Here is an 18,871-nt window from a genome sequence, read left to right as displayed (position 1 = left end):
CTTTGACCATGGCGCAATGCGCCGGAACGTCAGGACGCGGCGGTCCGCTCGGCCACGGTCTCGGCCTGGAGGGCGAGGGTGCGGGGATCCCCCGGGTGGCGTTCCAGGATCTGTCGGTAGATCTGGTGCGCCACGTCGTACTGGCCGCCCAGGCGCTGGACCTTGGCCAGGCCCAGGAGGGTGGCCTTGTCGAACCCGGAGACGAGGCTGCGCTCGAACATCTCCTGGGCGAGGTCCAGGAGGCCCAGGCGCAGGTAGCAGTCGCCGGCCCGGGTCAGCACCTGCTGGCTGGGATCCCGGCGCAGGAGCTCCTCCCACAGGGGCCGCGCCTCCTGGAAGCGGCCCAGGCCACGGAGGCTGTCGGCCAGCCCGAAGAGGGCGGAGGTATTGCCCGGGTCGTGGGCCAGGGCGAGGTGATAGCAGGCCGCGGCGCGGTCGAAGGCCTGGGCCTTGCGGTGGAGGTTGCCCACGAGAGTCTGGAGGTGCGGCTGGGCGGGGTTCAGGGCCAGCAGGGGCTCCCAGCAGGCCAGGGCCTCCCCGCACGCGTTGGCCCGGTGGTGGAGGTCCCCCAGGCCCATGAGGGCGTAGCGGTTGTGGGGTTCCAGGGCCAAGGCCCGGCGGTAGTGGTCCAGGGCCGGCTCCCGGTGGCAGGCCTTCTTGTGGGCGTCGGCCAGCCGGCAGTGGGCTTCGGCGTCCGCGGGGCTGGTCTCCAGGAAGCGCTCCAGGACCTCGATGACCTTCTCCGTCTCGCCCAGGCCGCGGTAAGCGTCGGCCAGGGAAACGTGGGCGCGCCGGTTGGCCGGAGCGAGTTCCACCGCCCGCGCATAGTAGGGCAGAGCCCCCTTGTAATCCCGGGCTTTCCGGCATTCGTCACCGCTCTGGAGCAGGTCTCTGGGGTTCATGGGGAGGGGGGAGGCGGCAGCCCGCACCCGCGGGGCCAATCGGGGAATTGCCACCAGCATAGTTGATTTTCGGGGCCGCGCGGGATCCGGATGAGGCCCGCGGATTCCGGTTACCCTGGCCGGGGAGGCGCGATGGTGGACGCCCGGAAATGGGTCGAGGAAAACGTCATGGGGGATGGCGACCTGCTCCTCTACGGGAACCTGGGCCCGGAGCTGGAGGAGGCCGACGCGGAGGCCTTCTGGGAGGCGCTCCGGCGGGCCGCGGCGCCCTACGCGGGCGGCGGCCCCGGCCGCGCCCGGGCGGCCCAGGCGCGGGTGGACGAAACCATCGCCGCCCTGCTCGCCCGGGACGCGCGGTTCGGCTACCCGGCCCCGTTCTGCCACAAGGGCTGCGCCAACTGCTGCAATCAACTTGTGTACTGCACCCTCGAGGAGGCCCGGGACATCCACGCCCACTGCCGGGAGCGGGGCATCGCCATCGACTACGCCCGGCTGGAGCGCCAACTGCGCCACGTGGAGGTGGACGCCGCCGGCGACCACACCGGCGCCACCACCTGGGACGACCAGCCCGAGGCCGACCGCGCCTGCGCGTTCCTGGGCCCGGACCGGGCCTGCGCCATCTGGCCGGTGCGGCCCCTGGTGTGCCGCGCCCAGCTCGCGGAGGGCACCGACGCCCACTGCCGCCCCCACAACGGCGTCCCCGACCAGGAGGCCGTGGCGATCTCCTACCCGGAGGTGGACTACCAGATCAGCGCCGTCTTCACGATCCACCGGGACTCCGTGAAGAAGACCCTGGGCCGGCTGCTACTGGATTTACATTAGCGCTTGCGGTCCTCCTCCAGCAGCGCGAAGAGCTTGTCGGTCTTCGTGCGGGGCAGGCGGAGGTTCTGGATGGCGTTGGTCACGCCCACGCCGGAGCGGGAGGCGCCTTCGCGGAGCACCTGGAGGCAGTAGGCGTTCAGCAGGTCCCGGTGGCGGGCCACGGCGTCCCGGGTGAGCAGGCGCAGGGCGGGTTTGCGGCCGGGTTCGGCGGCGTCCAGGGGCACTTCGGGGAGGGCCTCGGCGAGGGCGTCGGTGATGCGGGGAAGCCAGACGCGCAGGTCGGGCACCACGGTGGCGCCCAGCACCAGCAGGGTGTCCATGGTGTCGAAGAAGCCCAGCACCTCCTGCATGGCGGTGTCCAGGAGGCCGTCGCCCTGCTTCTGGAGGATGTTCCAGGCGATGGGGACGTTGCGGAACAGCGTGTCGCCCACGTGCAGGTGGATCGACATGGCCACGTGGAGCATGAAGAGCACCCGGAAGTTCTTCACCTCCTCGATGGGGGCCTTGAGGGCGGCGGCGCCCCTCTGGGGGCTGTTGAAGAGCAGGCCGGGGTTGATGCCCAGGACCTCCAGGAAGAAGTGGCGGTTGGCCAGGAGGTGCAGATGGGCTTCGTTGCCCACGGTGGAAGGGTGGGTGGCCGCGATGTTGGCCAGGAGGTCGTCGAAGTAGGCGTTGTCCCGGAAGGTGGCGTGGGCGATGAGGAACAGGATGTTGCGGATCTTGAGTTCCATGTCCCCGAAGACCACCGCGCGCTTGTTCTCGGAATACTGCGCCTTCCATTCCAGGAAGATGTCGGCCTTGAGCATCTCCAGGAACCGCTGCACCTCGCGCTCCTGGAGGAAGTTGACGGCGTTGCCCACCTCGGCGGCGCCGTAGGTCTTGGGCAGGACGCTCTCAGGGTCGTCCTTCTTCAGGTAGGCCAGGGCCTCGGCGTTGGAGATGCGCCGGGGGAACACGGGCTCGATGCGGCCCAGGCCGAAGGGGTAGTTCGCCATGCCCTCCAGGGCGTAGGCCCCGTAGATGCTGGACCCGGCCGTGAGGTCCTCGGCGAACGCGGCCTGCAAGCGCGCGCGGGTCTCCGGGGTGTCCTCCAGCCCGAAGAGGTCCAGGTAGTTCGAGGCGAATCCCAGGCCGAAGGCGGCGGCGGCGTCCAGGAGGTCCAGGCGTTCGGCCTGGGGGATGGTCTGGAAGGGCGGGGCCAGGTCGGGGTCGCGCAGGCACTCCAGGGTTCCGTAGGGATCGGTGCGCAGGAGCGACCGCAGCACCTGCGCATAGGCCGGCGCATCCTGCCGCACGGCCTCGGGCACCCGGCGCAGCAGGTGGTGCTGGACGTGGGCCTGGAATCGTGAGCGCGCCTGCTCGTAACGCCGCTGGAGGTCCTTCGCGCCCTCCTCACCGCCGGAACGGTAGAGGATCTCCACTTTCTTCTGCTCCTCGAAATCCAGGGCCGGCTGGCGGGCCAGGGCGGTGCGCACCACGGCGAGGAGGTCATCCAGGGAGCCGAGGGCCGCCTTGTCCAGGTGCTCCAGGGTCTTTTCCGGTTCCTGCTCCGCGCAGGCCAGGGCCGCCAGCGCGCGGCGCTCCGGGGAAAGGTCGAAGTTCGGCAGGAATTCCATCACGATTTTGGCGAGGCCGTCGCCCGGGCCCAGCAGGGCCAGGTACCAGCGGCCTTCGTCGCCGGCGGAGGAAAGCGTCCGCGCCACCGCCTTGGGGTTGTGGTTGCTTCCGTGCATGCCGTTGAGGCGCAGCCGGGGCACCTGTTCGCCGAAGGCCGAGGCCTTTCCGGGATCGGCTTCCAGGTCCCGGCGGGCCTGGCTCCGGGCCTCGTCCAGGCGCTGGCGGGCCTCCACGACGATGCTGGGCTGGTCGAGCTCTTCGGGGGTTATCATCCAAGGCGCCTTCCTGCAACGCGGGCGGCGATGCGAACCCCCAGGGTAGCAGTGCGGACGGCTCCGGTCCTCCCCCTCGAAGATGACCGGAATGGGGGCATATGGCCATGGGCCGGCCGGTGATGGTAGCCTGGGGCCCCATGACCGCCCAGCCCCCCTTCGAACGGCTTCCGCCCGGTGACGACCTGGGCCTGGGTCTGCGGTCCGGGGCGCGGCGCTGGATGAACAAGGACGGGAGCATCAACGTGCGCCGGGCGGGCCTGCCCTGGTTCCGTCCGTACGAGCTCTACCACCGGCTCATCACCATGGGCGGCGCCCGCTTCCTGGCGCTGCTCTTCATCGGCTACATGCTCGCCAACCTCCTGTTCGCCGGCGTGTACCTGGCGGTGGGCATGGAGCACTTCCTGCGGCCCGGGGGGAACGGCTTCGCGGACAAGTTCCTGGACGCCTTCTTCTTCAGCGCCCAGACGCTGACCACGGTGGGCTACGGCCACATCAGCCCCCAGAGCCACCTGGCCAGCGCCGTGGCGGCCCTGGAATCGCTGCTGGGGCTCCTGAGCTTCGCCCTCGCCACCGGGCTCCTCTACGGGCGCTTCTCCCGCCCCCACGCCCAGATCCGCTTCAGCAGCCACGCGGTGGTGGCCCCCTACCGGGGCGGCGCCGGGTTCATGTTCCGCTTCGTGAACAAGCGCAGCAACCAGCTCATCGAGGTGGAGGCCACGGTGGTCCTGTCGCGGCTGGACCCCCAGACCGGCGCGCGGCGCTTCCACACCCTCGCGCTGGAGCGGAACCGCATCAACCTGTTCCCCGCCAACTGGACCGTGGTGCACCCCATCGACGACGCCAGCCCCCTGGCCGGCATGGACGCCGCAGCCCTCCGGCAGATCAATCCGGAATTCATCGTCCTCGTGAAGGCCTTCGACGACACCTTCTCCCAGACCATCTACCAGCGCACGTCGTACACGGCGGAGGACGTGGTGTGGGGAGCGAGCTTCGCGCCCATGACGCGCACGACGGCCGACGGCGCCCTTGAGCTGGAGATCGGCCTGGTGGACGGGCTGATCCTGCCGGGTTGACACGGCCCATTCAGGGCCGATACTACCCGTGCTCCAGGCGTTGGGCGCATTTGCCCGCTCGCACTCTCCCCCGGCAACGGGGGATTCCCTTTTGTGCGGATACGCTCGCTTGCTTCCCTTATCGGAATGAGACAGCCATGAACGAGAAACGAATCGCCACGGAAACGGTGCGCTGCAATTGGTGCTTCCTCATCAACCCCGGCCGGGGGTGGATCGCCGAGCGCAGGCGCAAGGACGCGGGCCCCTACGCCAACGTGATCTGCAGGAAGTGCGTGAACTATTTCTTCGGAGGGGTGGTTCCGGCCACCGACATGCGGGGCGTGCGGATCCGGGTCACCTGAGGCCGGCCCGGAAGGTGTATGAGCGGATGATCCCGGCGGGATCCGTGCGCACGTCCAGGTAGCGGGTGCGGGTTTGCGGTGCCTGCCGCAGCGCCTCGGGCGTGGGGGTGCCGGGGACCGCGCGGGGCGGCTCGAAGGCGTTGAGGGAGGGGTTGCCCGGCGCCATGGGGAGGGCCGTGGGCCGGTTCTCGATGTTCTGGGGCCGGGCGGGGGCCCCGGGCGGAACCGCCACCTGGACCACGTCCACCACTTCGAACACGTAGGTCGCGCCGGCGGCCTCCTGGCGGACCAGGCTGGGCTTTAGGGCGTTGCGGGCCATGAAGGCCTGGATATCCTTGCCCACGTAGGGTTCGATGGCGGGTTGGGGGCGGGCGCAGGCCAGTCCCAGGAGGGCTAGGGCGGTGAACCATCGGACCATGGGGCCCCCTTTTCCGGACGTTCGATTGCCCGTGCCTTCAGTATGCCACCGTCAGGTGCGGGGCACGGCGCGCCGGTCGTGGCCGGGGTGGTAGGCGTCCAGGTGGGGGCGCTCCTGGCGGCTCCACCCCGGCACCTGGCCCGCCGGCATGGGCCGCGCCAGGAAGTAGCCCTGGCCGCAGTTGCACCCCAGGGTCTTGAGGACGTTCCACCCCTCCTGGGTCTCGATGCCCTCGGCGACGGTGTGCAGGCGCAGGTCCCGGGCCAGCCGCAGGAGGCTCTTGGCCAGGATTGCGTGCTTTTTCGACTTGCCCAGCTCCCGGGTCACGGACATGTCGATCTTGAGTTCCGTGAAGGGGATGCGTTCGAGCTGCTCGTAGGTGGCGTAGCCGGTGCCGAAGTCGTCGATGCTCAGGCGGAAGCCGCGCATGCGCAGGCGGGCCAGGTTCGAGAGGGAGTGGCCGAGGTTGGCGGTGCTGGCCGACTCCGTCACTTCCAGGATCATCTTCTCGGGTTCCAGGGAGTGGGCCGAGACCGCGTCGAAGATGCGGTCGGCGAACCCATCGGTGCTGAGGGAGGAGGCGGAGAGGTTAACCGAGAAGTCGGGGTCGAGGCCTTCCTTCTGCCACTCGGCCCGCTTGGCGGCGATGTTCTGCAGGATCTGGAGGGTCAGCTCGGACATGGCCTCCGGGGCGTCCTCCAACTGGGGCAGGAACCGGCCCGGCCGCAGGAGGCCCAGCTCGGGGTGTTGCCAGCGGACCAGGGCCTCCACGCCCTTCATGCGGTTGTCCTGCATGGACACCTGGGGCTGGAAGTAGCACTCGAACTCCCGGTTGCGCATGCCGGTCCGGATGTCCTGCAGGGGCAGGGTCTCGTGGCTGGAGGACCGGGGCCCCGCGGCGGCCAGGCAATCGGTGAAGTCCGGGGAGGCCAGGAGGTTCACCAGGTCCTCCAAGGTGGCCGGCTTGGCCAGGACGCCCACGCAGGGGAACCCGTAGCTCAGGGACATGTGGCGGACCGTCTCGACGATGCCGGTCTCCAGGCCGCTGGTGATGACCAGCTGCGGGGCCAGTCCCAGGCCGGCGATGCGCCCGATCAGGGCGACGCCGTCCATGCGGGGCATCTGCAGGTCGCACATCACCAGGTGGAAATCCGGCTCCTCGGCCAGGATGCCCAGGGCCTCCACACCGTCGGCGGCCTCGGTCACCTGGGCCGGTCCCAGCTTGCGCACCAGGGTGGTGAGCTGCAGGCGGGCCAGGCGGCTGTCGTCGATCACCAGCACCTTGCGGTCCTGGATGCACGGGCAGCGCACGTCGGTGCCTGAGCCCTGGTCGTCCTCGGGTTGAGTCATGGTCGATATCCGTCTTGGTGAGCGAGGGCCACCGGATCGTCATCGGACAGATCGTTGGGTCCTGGACCCAGCATAGCGATTGTAAGAGCGGCTGTCAGGCTTGTAATTCAAGGAAGTATACGACCAAAAGGATCATCTTGCCGTTTTTGTCCCTGGCCCGGCCAGGCAGCCTTCCGATAAACTCGTCTACATCCGCTAACGAATGGAGTCTTCATGAGTCGACGTCACCGGCATACCCCGCGCATCGGCGCCAACGCCCCGGAGCGCCGCAAGAACCTGTTCGACCGCCGCCAGAGCGGCTCCATGTACCGTTTATTCTACGGCTTCACCCTGCTTCCCCTGGGCCGCCTGCTGCACGCGGTCTCGGGCGGGCGGGTTCCGGTGCGCGCCGGGGACAACTGACCCTTGCCGCCGGGCACCCACCTGGCCTACCGTGGGGTCCAGGACGGTGCATGCGATTTCTTCCAACCTTGTTCGAGAACAACCGCCGGTGGGCCCGCGAGCAGGTGGCGCGGGATCCGGACTTCTTCTCCCGCCTGTGCGCGATCCAGGCCCCTGAGCACCTGTGGATCGGGTGTGCGGACAGCCGGGTGCCCGCCAATGAGATCGTCGGCCTGGCGCCCGGGGAACTGTTCGTCCACCGGAACATCGCCAACCTGGTCCTGCCCGGGGACTCCAACTGCCAGGCGGTGATCCAGTTCGCCGTGGAGGAGCTGGGGGTCTCCCACGTGGTGGTCACCGGCCACTACGGCTGCGGGGGCGTCAAGGCCGCCTTCGGCCCCCCGGCCCGGGAGCCCCTGGAGGGGTGGATCCACCACCTGCGGGACCTGAGGCGGGCCCACGGGACCGAACTGGACGCCCTGCCGGATGAGGCGGCGCGGGTGCGCCGGCTCTGCGAGCTCAACGTCGTCCACCAGGTGGCCACCCTCCGGCGGCTGCCGGTGGTGCGCGGCGCGTGGGAGCGGGGGCACCAGCTCACGCTCCACGGCTGGATCTACGACCTGGGGGACGGGCTGATCCGGGATCTCCAGGTGAGTTCGGACCGGCCGGAGGCCTGAGCGGCGGCGATCCCCGGGAGGCGAAGCGCCCGCCGGAAGCACGGTATAGTGGTCATCATGAAAATGCTGATCACACTCCTCTTCTCGGCCTGCATGGGCCTTTGCGCGGCCAGCCCGGTGCTGGTGATGAGCTTCGACGGGCTGGGGGCCACCCAGTTCACCGCCGAGTCCATGCCGCGCTTCTGGGCCCTGGCCCAGAAGGGCCAGCGGGGCGAGGGGCGCCCGCCGTTCCCGGCCACCACCTTCAACGGCCACGCCACGCTGGCCACGGGCTGCTGGCCCGAGCACCACGGCATCGTGGCCAACGGCTTCATCGATCCCGTCCTGGGCACGGTGGGGCATTCCGCCCGGGCCGAATACCTCCAGCGCGAGCCCCTGTGGGTGGCCGCCACCCGCAGCGGCGTGCGCACCGCCGTCTACGGCTGGCCCTGCGCCACCGGCCCCTGGGAAGGGGTGACCCCCTGGCGCCTGGAGGTCTTCAAGGACGGCGTGCCCGACAGCGTCGCCATGGATTTCACCGAGCGAGCGCTCAAGGACGGGGCCCTCCTGGTCATGACCTACCTGTCCGGCACCGACGCCGAAGGCCACTACCACGGGCCCGCGAGCGCCGAGGTGCGGCGTAAGCTGGGGCGCCTGGACGCCGAGATCGCGCCGCGGGTGGAGCGGATGCTGGCCGCCCACCCCGGCCTGCGGGTCCTGCTCCTGGCCGACCACGGCATGGGCGCCATGGAGCGGCGCGTGGACATCCGTCCCCTGCTGGGCCAGCCCGCCACGGTGGTGGCCCACGGCGGAAGCGCCTACGCCTACCTGAAGGCCCCCGTCTCCCCCGAGGCCCTGCGGGCCCTGGCCGCGGCGGGGCTGAAGGCCTGGCGCCCCGCGGACCTTCCGGCCGAGTACCACCTGGCCGGCAACCCGCGCATCGGGGATCTCATCGTGGAGGGTCCGGCGGGCACCTGGATCAGCTCCGCCACCACGCCCCAGGCGGCGGAGAAGGAGAAGATCGGCCGTGCGGGCGCCCACGGTTTCGACGCGGCGACGCCGCTCATGCACACCTGGCTGGTGGCCCTGGGCACCGGACGGACGACTGCGCTGCCCGCCGTTCCCCTCTGGGACATCGCCCCCACGGTGGCCGCTTGGTTGGATATCCACTGGGATAAACAGCCGGACGGGCGTGTCGTGGAAGGGTTGCGCTAGCGGGTGCTCAGGTAGTTCCGCACGGCCTCATCGGTGCTGGGCATGTGCATGCCCGCCTGCCTGCAGGCTTGCAGGGCCTCCGGGGCCGCCATGCCGCGGTCCAGCACCAGCCACGGGCAGAGGGCCGCCGCGGCCCGGTTGCCGGTGGCGCAGTGGACCAGCACCCGGGAGCCGGCGGGCAGGCCCTGGAGAAGGGTGCGGATGGAAACGAAATCCGCCGCGGGGGGCGCCTCGGCCAGGGCGAAGCGCATGTAGACCGAACCCAGCTCCTGGATTCGCTCGTTCTCCAGGGCCCCGTCGGGGCCCAGCTCGCCGTCGGTGCGGAAATCGATGACGTGGGTGATGCGGTGTTGCTTGACCAGCCGGTACAGCTCCGGGGAGGGGGCGCCGTTGAGGCTGAAGAGCCCGGGGCGGAGTTCCACCAGGGCGGCGCGGGGGGGCTCGGGCGCGACCAGGGCGGGCTGGAGAAGAAGGGCGAAAAACGGGAGCATGGGCACCTTGGGTGAGCCGCCGGGGGCTCAAGTCGTCCAGCCCATGCCGGTCCCGGGAACTGACCTCGGACTGTGCGGGAAACGGGTCAGGCTGATCGCCTGATCCTGCCCTTCTTATCGGCCATTCAAGGCCCGAGTTGACCCTGAAATTCCAAGGGAACCCGGACACGCGTCCGAAATTGAAGCGGCGCCGCCTTTGTGCCGAAGCTGAACCTGAGCCATGACGGAATTTGGAGGTCGTTCAACCATGATTGCCCGCGGGAAATCCAGGACCTGGATGCAGCGGTTGTCTGTGCGGATTCTCGTTGGCTTGTCCTGGGTAGGGTCGTTCGCTTCCCCGGCACCTCCGCAGGATGTGCTGATCCTCTATTCCTTCAGCCAGAACATCCCCGCCCAGGGCCAGATCAGCGCCGGCCTCGCGAAGGCCATCGCGGCCCGGAGGCTGGTGAACGGCACCTTTGATCCCGAGTACCTGGACATCAATCCGCCCCGGACACCGAACCAGCGAGCGCACCTGCGAGAACTCCTCCGGGACAAGTACGCGGGAATGCGGTTCGGGCTGATCATCACGGTGTTCGATCCCGCCCGGGACTTCCTCGCCCGCGAAGGCCGGGACCTGTCGCCCGGAACGCCGGCGGTGGCGCTCTTCGGCCAGGAGGGGGCGGAGGTGGAAGGCCGGGAAACCATTCCGCTGCCCCTCCGCTACGGGGTGAAGGGCACCCTGGAGCGCGGCCTGGAGCTGTTCCCGGACACCCGGCACGTGCTTTTCGTGAGCGGGAACGCCGAGTCCAACCTGCGGGTCGAGGCGCAGGCCCGGCGGGAGTTCGCGCCGTGGGCCGGAAGGATCACCTTTGATTACACCAGCGGCCGTACTGTGAAGGAGGTGCTGGCCCAGAGCCGCGAGCTGCTCCGGATACCCTGGTCATCTTCGGGATCGTGACGTCGGACGTGAGCGGGGAGCGCTTCGTGCCCACCGACGTGGTGCGCGCCCTGGCCCGGGAGGCCAACGCCCCGGTCTTCACGATCCTTTCGAGCTTCCTGGGCGAAGGCGTGGTGGGGGGAGAGATGGTGGATTCCGAGGCGGCCGGCGCCCTCCTGGGGCAGGCGGTCATGGAGCTCCAGGGGGGAGGCCCGCTGTCGCGGCTTTCCACCGGCGCCTTCGTGAAGCCCATGTACGACTGGGTACAGCTCACCCGCTGGGGATGCGACCTCTCGGTCCTTCCGGCGAACGCGGTCCTGGTGAACCGGCCCCCGACCCTGTGGGGCCTGTTCCGCCCCTACGTCATCGTCGCGGGCATCGTGTTCGGCATCCTCACGGCCCTGATCGCGGCCCTTCTCGTGGCGAACCGGCGCCGGGCCCGGGCCGAGCTGGCCCTGGGCAAGGGCGAGCGCCTCATGCGGGAAGCGCAGGAGGCGGCCCAGGTGGGCACGTTCGAATTCGACCTCGCCACCGGCGAGATCCGGGTGAGCGCCACCCTTGCGCGGATCCTGGGCCAGGAGGAGGGCGCACGGAAGGATTTCGACGCCTGGCTGGCCCTGGTGGAGCCCAGCCACCGGGAGACGGTGGCGCGGGGGATCCGGAACGCCGTGGACACCTTCGAGCCCCTGGACATGGACGTTCCCATCCGTCGGCCCGACGGCGAGGTGCGGTGGCTGCACTGCCGTGCCCGGGCGGAAAATGCGCCGGGTGGGCGGGCCTCGCGGCTGCTGGGGACGCTGCTTGACATCACGGACCGCCGCCAGATGCAGGAGGAACTCGAGCACACCCAGCGCCTGGAGAGCCTGGGGAGCCTGGCCAGCGGCGTGGCCCACGACATGAACAACGTCCTCGCTTCCATCCAGGCGGTGGCCCAGACGCTGCTGTTCGTCCACGGCGGGGAGCCTGAGCTGGCGGGCCCGCTGGGGACCATCGACCGCGCCAGCGACCGCGGGCGCAGCCTGGTGCAGACCCTCACCCAATTCGCCCGCAAGGGACTCCGGGAGGCCCAGGTCCTGGACCTGAACGACCTGGTGCGGGAGCAGGCCGCCATGCTGCGCCGCACGCTGTTCCAGAAGGTGCGGGTCGTGGAGGACCTGGACGCGGAATTGCCGCCCGTGCGGGGGGAGTCCGGGACCCTGGGAAGCGCCATCCTGAACCTCTGCGTGAACGCCGGGGATGCCATGCCCCAAGGCGGCTCGCTCACCCTTCGCACGCGCCGCGCCCCCGACGGCGGCGCCCAGGTGGAGGTGGCCGACACGGGGGAGGGCATGCCGCCCGAGGTGGTGCGCCGGGCCATGGAGCCCTTCTTCACCACCAAGCCCTTCGGGAAGGGGACGGGCCTGGGCCTTTCCATGGTGTTCAACACCGTCAAGGCCCACGGCGGCACCGTGCAGATCCAGAGCCGGGTGGGGGAGGGGACCACGGTCCTGATCCATCTCCCCGCGGCCCCCCGGGAAGCGCCCGGGGCACCGCCCCCGGACGGGCCCGAACCCGTCTGCCGGCCCCTGTCGATCCTCCTGGTGGATGACGACGCCCTCATCCGCGATTCGGTGCCGGACATGCTGGCCAAGCTCGGCCACCGCGTGGCGGTAGCCGGCGGCGGCGCCCAGGCCCTGGCGAAGCTCGCGGGGGGGCTCGAGGTGGACCTGGTGCTCCTGGACCTCAACATGCCGGTGATGGGAGGCGTGGAGACCCTCGCCAACATCCGGGCGTTCCGCCCCGGCCTCGCGGCCATCCTGGCCACCGGCTACCTGGACGACACCACCGCGGCGCTCCTGGCGGGGATGCCGAAGGTGGAGGTGCTACCCAAGCCCTACACCATGGGCCAGTTCCAGACGCGCGCCCGGGCGCTTTCCGAGCCTGTCTCCCGCTAGGCGCTCAGGCGGAGGATCTCCACCATCATCGCCACCGCGCGCTCCATGTCCTCCACCCGGATGTGCTCGTCGGTGGAGTGCTCCTGGCGGGCGCCGATGCCGACCACGGCCATCTCGATGCTGTGGTTGTTGTAGATGGAGGCGTCGGTGAAGCCGCACATGAGGGCGGGCTGGGCCTGGATGTCCAGGGTGGCCAGGGCGCGGGTGGCCACGTCCACGGTCCAGGAGGTGGCGGGGTCGATGCGGGAGGCCCGGCAGAGGTTGTTCACGGTGATCTCCACCGTCGCGCCGAAGGCTTCCACCTCCCGGGAGATGGTGGCCACCAGCTCGTCGGCGAGGGCCTGGCCCTTGGCGTGGTCGAGGCTGCGGCATTCGGCGAGGAAGGAGCAGCGGTCCGGCACGCCGTTGCGGATGAGGCCCCCCTGGATGACGCCCACGTTGGAGGTGGTTTCGGCGTCCAGGCGGCCCAGGCGCAGGGCGGCGATGGCGCGGGAGGCGGCCGCGATGGCGTTGACGCCCTTTTCCGGTTCCATGCCGGCGTGGGCGGACCGTCCGATGACCGTGGCGTCGATGGCGAAGTAGGAGGGGCCGCCGGTGATGATCGTGTCCAGGGTGTCGTTGTCCAGCAGGAAGCCCCGGGTGGCCGTGAGGCGGCCGTAGTCCAGGTTCTTCACGCCCAGGAGGCCCACCTCCTCCTGGCGGCTGACGGCGATCTCCAGGGGCGGGTGCACCGGCGCCACCCGCAGGGTCTCCAGCAGTTCGGCGATGCCCGCCTTGTCATCGGCGCCCAGGATGGTGTCGCCCCCCGAGCGCACCACCCCGTCGGCCAGCACGGGGCGGATGCCCTTGCCGGGCTTCACGGTGTCGCCGTGGCAGGAGAGCAGGATGGGGGCGGCGGAACTGCCCTTGCCGGGGACCTTGGCGATGAGGTTCCCGTAGGCGTCCAGGTCCGCGGCGGCGCCCAGGTCCCGCAGGACCGGCAGAAGCCAGGCCATGAACGCCGCCTCCTCGCCGGACTCGCTGTCGATGCGCACCATCTCCATGAACTGGGTGACCATGCGGTCGGTGTCCATCGGTACGCCGAAGCGGGTGTCAAGGGCCATGGGCCACCTCCATTGAACGTGTCGGGTAGGAAGCCATGCTAGCACCGGGAACGCCTCCGGCCATGCCGGCGCCGCCCCTGAAGGGGCGCGGACCGGTCCTGCCCGGGGGCCTCAGGGGGCCAGTTGCCGGGTCTGGGCTTGTTCGATGAGTTCCTTGATGCGCAGGGCGTCCTTCTTGCGGTGGCCCGCGCTGGTGAGGGGGTCGGTGCCGCCCGTGGACTCGATGAGGATCTCGGACCAGAACACCCCGGTGTTGATGCGCACGCTGGCCACCCGCAGCAGGTGGATGGTCATCTCGTCGCGGGAGAACCACGAGCGCTTCCACCGCGTCACCGAGGTGTCGGTGACCTCGATGCAGGTGGGGAAGAGCCGGTTCCCCCGGGTCCAGCGGCTGGCCTTGAACGTCTCGGTGGTCATGGGGCCATTATACGCCGCCAGCAGGTGTCCACGTGATCATCCACCATGCCCACGGCCTGCATGAAGGCGTACATGATGGTGGGTCCCACGAAGGTGAAGCCCCGGCGCTTGAGGTCGCGGGAGAGGGCCTGGGCCTCGGGGCTGACGGCGGGGACGTCGGCGATCGTCCGGCGCCGCTCCACCCGGGGGCGGTCCCCCACGAAGGGCCAGAGGTAGGCGGCGAAGGACCCGAACTCGGCCTGCACCGCCATGAAGGCCCGGGCGTTGGTGACGGCGGCGGCCACCTTCAGGCGGTTGCGCACGATGCCGGGGTCCCGCAGCTGGGCCTCCAGGCGCTCCGGGCCGTAGGCCGCCACGGCCCGGGGGTCGAACCCGTCGTAGGCCAGGCGGTAGGCGTCCCGCTTGCGCAGGATCGTGGACCAGCTCAGCCCCGCCTGGGCGCCCTCCAGGATGAGCATCTCGAAGAGATGGCGGTCGTCCCGGGAGGGCACGCCCCACTCCTGGTCGTGGTAGGCGACGTAGGCCGGGTCGTCGCCGCACCAGGGGCAGCGGGGGCGGGAATCGAACGGAGGGTTCATGGCTGTTGGGATCCTCAAGAAAGGGAACTTCCGGTTCCACAGGGGGTCTCTTGGAATATACAATGCATTCCATGCCGGACATGCCGGCCCCTTCCAGGAGAATCTCCCTTGAAAATTTCCGCATTCCTCCTCGCGACGGCTTTCATGGCGGCCTGCCCCTTCCAGGCAAAGGCGGCCGAACCCGTGTTCGGGGTCCAGGGCGCCCTGGCCTTCCCGGTGAACGACCTCACCAACGTGGCCAACCTGGGCCTCCAGGTGGGCGGCCACGGCCGGTGGGATTTCGGTGGCGGCCACGGCCTCATGGCCCGGGGCGACGTCACGGTGTTCGGCTCCAAGAACGGCGCCTCCACCACCAGCTTCGGCGTGGGCGCCGACTACACCTGGCACCCGGACCGGAACCGCCGCGGCGTCTACCTGCTGGGCGGCCTGTCCCTCATGAGCTACAGCATCTCCCACGGCGGCTCCGACTCCAGGACCGCCCTGGGCCTGGACCTGGGCGTGGGCTACGACCTGGACCGGCACGTGGGCATCCAGGCGCGCTACACGACGCACAACACGGACCACGTCACCCTGGCGACCCTGAACCTGGGGGTCACGTACTCCTTCTGAATCCGCAGCGCGGCTAATCGATCCTGAACCCCATCGCCAGTTCGACCGGTTCGGCCACGTGGATCAAGGTGGCCTGGTCGTTCACGTCGTCGTAGGGGAAGCCGTAGGCCTTTCCCCCCAGGCCGCGCTGGTGCCAGAAGCGGGCGTAGGCGTTGGCGGGGACCGAGGCGTAGTACCCGGCGGCATCCCGCCACTTCATGGGGGTCTCCAGCACGTGGCGGTTGAGCATCGCCGCGAGCTGGGCTCCCAGGACCCGTTCCGTGGTGGTGCCCCGGGCCAAGGGGCCGTCGCAGCGGAAGGCCTCCAGGGTGGTTGGCATGGCGTGGATCAGGTGGCGCTCCGGGTCGCCCGCCCGGGTGAACACCAGGACCCCGCCGGGCTCCACCCGCCCCGTGAAGGTGCCTTCGTCGGGCGTGAGGACGAGGGGCTGGCTGCGGTAGCGGTCCCACATGGTCCGGATGTAGGCGTCCAGGTGGCGGTACAGGGGCCCCTCCGGGGCGTGGCCGGGGGCGGTGATGCGCAGGTCCTGCACGAGGCTGCGGAAGGGGGCGGGCACGGCGGCCTTGAAGTCCCGCATGAGGTCCGAGCGGCGGCCGTCCAGCCCCACCGGGCCCGCCTCCGTGCCGTCCCGCCCCCGGGCCCGCAGGGTGATCGGGATGGCGAACTGGTCCACGCAGGTGGTGTTGGCGTGCAGGCCCGAGGGGCCCAGGGCGAACTCCGCCCAATCGAAGAGCGTGTGTCGGTTGGGGTCCTCCCCGTTGCCCGGGTCCGGCTGGACGAGGCCTCCGGTGGCGGGATCCACCCGCAGCCACAGGGGGGCGCCGATGCTCAGGTAGATGCGCCCGCCCCGCAGGTCCAGGTCCCCGTCCAGTTCCACGGCCCGGGGGAGGGGAAAGGAATAGGCGCACCAGAGCCTTCCCGCCCGCGGGACGGTGTTGTCGGCGGGCAGGCACGGGTGGAAGGCGCCGGCGCGGTCCATGCGCAGGAACCGTCCGGCGCCGTCCTGGGCGGTGACGGTGACGAACACGGGGCGCCGGGCCTGGGGGCCCCGGGTGAGGTTGGTGAAGGCCAGGCGCAGCGGGACCTGGCCGAAGGCGGGGGTGAGGAGGAGCAGCAGGGCCAGGAGGAAGGTCCAGCGGGCCGTCGTTCGCATGGGCGACTCAATAAAAGGGGCTGAAAAGGGAACCGTAAGGAAAGCTTCCGAAGGATGGGCCTCCGGCGGCTCCGACGCAACCCCTGTTCGCGGTCGCCGGCCTACACGGTCGTCGGCTCCTCCCGCCGGCCGTGCAGCATCTCCACCAGGGCCTCGTTGAGCTCCTTGCGGAGGACGTTGCGGTCCTGGGCCCGGGTGATGTAGCGGACGCGGATCTCCACGCCGGTTCCCGCGGGGACGATGGTGATGCTGGGCTCGGCCTTGAGGCCCTGGATGCGGTAGCCGCGGTCGGCCCGCTCCCATTCCTTGAAGGCCTGCGCGGCGTTCTCCCCGGTGCGGGCGTCCACCAGGGCCCGGACGCCGTCCACCAGGGGGTAGGGGTCCTTGCCGGCGGGCACGTTCACGTCCAGCTCGTCCCACATCCACTGGCCGGCGGAGGAGAAGTTGAAGTAGTGGCCTTCCATGGCGAAGCTGTTCACGAAGGAGACCACGCGGCCCGTGGGGTGCCCGGCGTCGCTCCAGTTGCCGGTCTCCAGGATCAGGGTGCGCAGGAGGCCGATCTCGATGACCTCGCCGCTGACGCCGCGGATCTCCACCCAGTCGCCCACGTGGATGCCCTTGGGGCCCACCAGGATGAACCACCCGAAGAACGAGATGATGAAGTCCTTGAGGGCCACGGTGAGCCCGGCGCCGGCGAGGCCGAAGAGCGTGGTGAGCTGGCTCGGGGTGCCCAGGACGATGAGGATGATGGCCAGGACGCCCAGCACCTGGGCGGCGAACTTCACCACCTTGAGGTTGCGGCTCACGCGCTTGCGTCCCGCGGTGATCCGCCCGAAGATCGTCTCGAAGATCCGTCCCGCGAACCAGATGAGCACCAGCACCAGGACGATCCAGGCCGTGTGCCGGAGCGCGGCGTGGGCCGCGGCGCGATGCTCCAGGCGCACCAGGCTCCCCCAGTCCTGGTAGACGCGCGCCAGGTCCCTCTCGTCCTGGAAGCGCTTGCCCAGGTCCGCCAGGGTCCGCTGGTTCTCGGTGAAGTACTTCAGGGTCATGAGCGTGGCCCGGGCCGTCTCCCGGGAGGTGCCGACCACCTCGGCCGCGCCGCGGTCGCCCCGGGCGAAGCCCTTGGCCTGTTCGCGCGCGGAGTCGCGGTCCTCCTTCTCCTGGGCGACGTCCTTGGAAAGGGCCTGCTGGCGGGCGCTGAGGTCATCGGCCTTGGCCAGGGCGTTGGCGCGGGCCTGGGCAAGGAGCACGGACTTCCGGCGCAGGCGGTTCCAGGTGTCCAGGCGCTGCAGGAGGCTTCCGGGCTGGAAGCGCCCCAGAGCCGACGCGCTCTCGTCCTCGGCGTTCTCCTCCTTGGCGGTGAAGGCGGCCTTGAGGCGGCGGATCCGCGCGACGGGGTCGGCCCCGAGCTTCTCCAGCATGGCGCCGGTGGCGTCCAGTTCGTCCTTGTCCAGCTCCATCTGGGCCTTGGCCACCTCCAGCTGATCCTCCAGGGCGTCCTTGTCCTGCTCCCGGGCATCGGCCACGGCCTTGGTGAGCCGGGCGACGGTCTTCCGCCCCTCGTCCACCGCCTTCTCCTGCCGGTCCTTGACCTCCTGGAGCTCCCGCACCGCGGCGGTGGGCGGGGGCGCCGCGTAGGCGGCCTGGCGCAGCGCGTCGTTGAAGGCCAGGTCCACCTCGTGATCCGCCAGGCGCTCCGCTTCGTGGGCGAACTGCTTCTCCTCCTGCGTGACCGCGAAGGCCGCCAACCGGCGGGCCGTGAGGTTCGGCTCCTGGTCCACCTCCGTCTCGGCCACCTTGGGCTGCGGCTTGGCCACCACCGCCGCCTCCGGCCCCCGCGTCAGGAAGAGCCCCGTGCCCACCGCAACGGCCAAAACCAGAAAGAAGACGGCCGGGACGAGTCTGCGCAGGTTCATGGGGGGCCTTTGGTGAGGGTTCCCCTCCATCATAGTCGCCGGGACTCGGTCCCGCCTACGCACGTCCCTGCAAATAGGACGCCAGCGCCCCCAGATCGTCCACGGCCAAATCCCAGCCTTCTTCCCCTGGTGTTCCAAATCCATACCGGCACAGGCACCGCTTTATCCCCGCCCTTCTTCCGGCCTCCAGGTCCGTGCGGTGGTCCCCGGCGATCCACGAGCCCGCGGCTTCGCACCCGCACTGTTCCAGGGCCAGCAGCAGAGGCCCCGGGTCCGGCTTGAGGCGCGGGCTGTCGCCCCCGCCCACCACGGCGCCGAACAGGGTGAGGATCCCCAGCCCCTCCAGGATGGGCAGGGTGAACTCCCGCGGCTTGTTGGTGACCACCGCCAGGCTGAAGCCCTCGGCCCGCACGGCCTCCAGGGCCTCCCGCACCCCGGGGTAGAGCCTTGTGGCGTCCAGCAGGTGGCGTCCGTAGTGGCCCCGGTTCAACTCAAGGGCCTCCTCCAGGCGCTCCGGGCATTCCGGCAGGGACCGGGTCAGCAGCTTGCGGACGCCGTCCCCCACGAAGCCGGCCACCTGGGCCGGTTCCAGGGGCGGCAGGCCCAGGTCCACGCGGGTCAGGTTGACCCCGGTGGCCAGATCGGCCCTGGAATCCACCAGGGTCCCGTCGAGGTCGAAGAGCACGGCGCGCGGCATT

Annotated in this window: 20 protein-coding genes; 9 read left to right on the top strand and 11 right to left on the bottom strand. The window is 70.3% G+C overall.

Features of this window, described 5'->3' with window-relative positions:
- Positions 1–29: 29 nt before the first annotated feature.
- Entirely contained in the window at positions 30–902 is an 873-nt protein-coding gene (locus ACZ5LB_RS06135) for a tetratricopeptide repeat protein (protein ID WP_464605296.1), read from the bottom strand.
- A gap of 132 nt (positions 903–1,034) precedes the next feature.
- On the opposite strand from ACZ5LB_RS06135, the gene ACZ5LB_RS06130 reads away from it, so the two are divergent.
- Positions 1,035–1,724: a YkgJ family cysteine cluster protein gene (locus ACZ5LB_RS06130; protein ID WP_464605295.1), complete on the top strand. Its 690-nt coding sequence runs from the start codon at positions 1,035–1,037 to the stop codon at positions 1,722–1,724.
- Here the strand turns inward: ACZ5LB_RS06130 and ACZ5LB_RS06125 are convergent.
- Complete coding sequence (locus ACZ5LB_RS06125; protein ID WP_464605294.1) at positions 1,721–3,613, bottom strand: hypothetical protein; 1,893 nt, start codon at positions 3,611–3,613, stop codon at positions 1,721–1,723. The genes ACZ5LB_RS06130 and ACZ5LB_RS06125 overlap by 4 nt on opposite strands.
- A 140-nt stretch (positions 3,614–3,753) precedes the next feature.
- On the opposite strand from ACZ5LB_RS06125, the gene ACZ5LB_RS06120 reads away from it, so the two are divergent.
- Both ACZ5LB_RS06120 and ACZ5LB_RS06115 read left to right on the top strand, forming a co-directional pair.
- A complete protein-coding gene (locus ACZ5LB_RS06120) occupies positions 3,754–4,689 on the top strand; it encodes an ion channel (RefSeq protein ID WP_464605293.1) in 936 nt (311 codons plus the stop codon).
- Positions 4,690–4,826: 137 nt separating this feature from the next.
- Complete coding sequence (locus tag ACZ5LB_RS06115) at positions 4,827–5,030, top strand: hypothetical protein (RefSeq protein ID WP_464605292.1); 204 nt, start codon at positions 4,827–4,829, stop codon at positions 5,028–5,030.
- Here ACZ5LB_RS06115 and ACZ5LB_RS06110 read toward each other — a convergent pair.
- Together ACZ5LB_RS06110 and ACZ5LB_RS06105 are read right to left on the bottom strand one after the other, a co-directional pair.
- Positions 5,023–5,448: a hypothetical protein gene (locus ACZ5LB_RS06110; protein ID WP_464605291.1), complete on the bottom strand. Its 426-nt coding sequence runs from the start codon at positions 5,446–5,448 to the stop codon at positions 5,023–5,025. The two genes, ACZ5LB_RS06115 and ACZ5LB_RS06110, sit on opposite strands and share 8 nt — an antisense overlap.
- A gap of 51 nt (positions 5,449–5,499) precedes the next feature.
- Positions 5,500–6,798 (bottom strand): EAL domain-containing response regulator, encoded by a 1,299-nt coding sequence (locus ACZ5LB_RS06105; RefSeq protein WP_464605290.1) that lies wholly within the window; start codon positions 6,796–6,798, stop codon positions 5,500–5,502.
- Positions 6,799–7,011: 213 nt separating this feature from the next.
- Between ACZ5LB_RS06105 and ACZ5LB_RS06100 the strand changes: the two genes are divergently transcribed.
- Genes ACZ5LB_RS06100 through ACZ5LB_RS06090 form a run of 3 tightly spaced genes read left to right on the top strand, consistent with a single transcriptional unit; the run spans position 7,012 to position 9,050 of the window.
- Complete coding sequence (locus tag ACZ5LB_RS06100) at positions 7,012–7,200, top strand: hypothetical protein (RefSeq protein WP_464605289.1); 189 nt, start codon at positions 7,012–7,014, stop codon at positions 7,198–7,200.
- A gap of 50 nt (positions 7,201–7,250) precedes the next feature.
- Positions 7,251–7,856 (top strand): carbonic anhydrase, encoded by a 606-nt coding sequence (locus ACZ5LB_RS06095; RefSeq protein WP_464605288.1) that lies wholly within the window; start codon positions 7,251–7,253, stop codon positions 7,854–7,856.
- A gap of 57 nt (positions 7,857–7,913) precedes the next feature.
- Positions 7,914–9,050 (top strand): alkaline phosphatase family protein, encoded by a 1,137-nt coding sequence (locus tag ACZ5LB_RS06090; RefSeq protein ID WP_464605287.1) that lies wholly within the window; start codon positions 7,914–7,916, stop codon positions 9,048–9,050.
- Here ACZ5LB_RS06090 and ACZ5LB_RS06085 read toward each other — a convergent pair.
- Complete coding sequence (locus ACZ5LB_RS06085; protein ID WP_464605286.1) at positions 9,047–9,541, bottom strand: hypothetical protein; 495 nt, start codon at positions 9,539–9,541, stop codon at positions 9,047–9,049. The genes ACZ5LB_RS06090 and ACZ5LB_RS06085 overlap by 4 nt on opposite strands.
- Positions 9,542–9,896: 355 nt before the next feature.
- On the opposite strand from ACZ5LB_RS06085, the gene ACZ5LB_RS06080 reads away from it, so the two are divergent.
- On the top strand, positions 9,897–10,481 hold the full coding sequence (locus ACZ5LB_RS06080; protein ID WP_464605285.1) for a hypothetical protein: 585 nt from the start codon (positions 9,897–9,899) through the stop codon (positions 10,479–10,481).
- Positions 10,478–12,394, top strand: coding sequence for a hybrid sensor histidine kinase/response regulator (locus ACZ5LB_RS06075; protein ID WP_464605284.1), 1,917 nt, complete (start codon positions 10,478–10,480; stop codon positions 12,392–12,394). The genes ACZ5LB_RS06080 and ACZ5LB_RS06075 overlap by 4 nt, the downstream gene beginning before the upstream one ends.
- Here the strand turns inward: ACZ5LB_RS06075 and ACZ5LB_RS06070 are convergent.
- The 3 genes from ACZ5LB_RS06070 to ACZ5LB_RS06060 all read right to left on the bottom strand — a co-directional run bounded on the left by ACZ5LB_RS06070 (position 12,391) and on the right by ACZ5LB_RS06060 (position 14,492).
- On the bottom strand, positions 12,391–13,497 hold the full coding sequence (locus ACZ5LB_RS06070; RefSeq protein WP_464605283.1) for a M20/M25/M40 family metallo-hydrolase: 1,107 nt from the start codon (positions 13,495–13,497) through the stop codon (positions 12,391–12,393). The genes ACZ5LB_RS06075 and ACZ5LB_RS06070 overlap by 4 nt on opposite strands.
- A gap of 111 nt (positions 13,498–13,608) precedes the next feature.
- The gene (locus tag ACZ5LB_RS06065; RefSeq protein WP_464605282.1) at positions 13,609–13,914 is read right to left on the bottom strand and encodes a hypothetical protein; all 306 of its coding nucleotides are present in this window, start codon (positions 13,912–13,914) and stop codon (positions 13,609–13,611) included.
- Positions 13,911–14,492, bottom strand: a complete 582-nt coding sequence (locus ACZ5LB_RS06060) for a DNA-3-methyladenine glycosylase I (RefSeq protein ID WP_464605281.1) — start codon at positions 14,490–14,492, stop codon at positions 13,911–13,913. The genes ACZ5LB_RS06065 and ACZ5LB_RS06060 overlap by 4 nt, the downstream gene beginning before the upstream one ends.
- 108 nt (positions 14,493–14,600) lie before the next feature.
- Between ACZ5LB_RS06060 and ACZ5LB_RS06055 the strand changes: the two genes are divergently transcribed.
- Positions 14,601–15,101: an outer membrane beta-barrel protein gene (locus ACZ5LB_RS06055; RefSeq protein ID WP_464605280.1), complete on the top strand. Its 501-nt coding sequence runs from the start codon at positions 14,601–14,603 to the stop codon at positions 15,099–15,101.
- Between the two features lie 13 nt (positions 15,102–15,114).
- Here the strand turns inward: ACZ5LB_RS06055 and ACZ5LB_RS06050 are convergent, their stop codons facing one another.
- The 3 genes from ACZ5LB_RS06050 to ACZ5LB_RS06040 all read right to left on the bottom strand — a co-directional run bounded on the left by ACZ5LB_RS06050 (position 15,115) and on the right by ACZ5LB_RS06040 (position 18,870).
- Positions 15,115–16,254: a glycoside hydrolase family 64 protein gene (locus ACZ5LB_RS06050; RefSeq protein WP_464605279.1), complete on the bottom strand. Its 1,140-nt coding sequence runs from the start codon at positions 16,252–16,254 to the stop codon at positions 15,115–15,117.
- A 101-nt stretch (positions 16,255–16,355) separates the two neighbouring features.
- Entirely contained in the window at positions 16,356–18,173 is a 1,818-nt protein-coding gene (locus tag ACZ5LB_RS06045) for a mechanosensitive ion channel family protein (protein WP_464605278.1), read from the bottom strand.
- Between the two features lie 55 nt (positions 18,174–18,228).
- Positions 18,229–18,870 carry an HAD family hydrolase gene (locus tag ACZ5LB_RS06040; RefSeq protein ID WP_464605277.1) on the bottom strand — a complete coding sequence of 214 codons (642 nt, stop codon included), beginning with the start codon at positions 18,868–18,870 and terminating at the stop codon, positions 18,229–18,231.
- Between the last annotated feature and the right edge of the window lies 1 nt (position 18,871).

The organism is Mesoterricola sp. MK458 (assembly GCF_055384935.1).
This window is presented reverse-complemented; position numbering and strand designations above follow the sequence as displayed.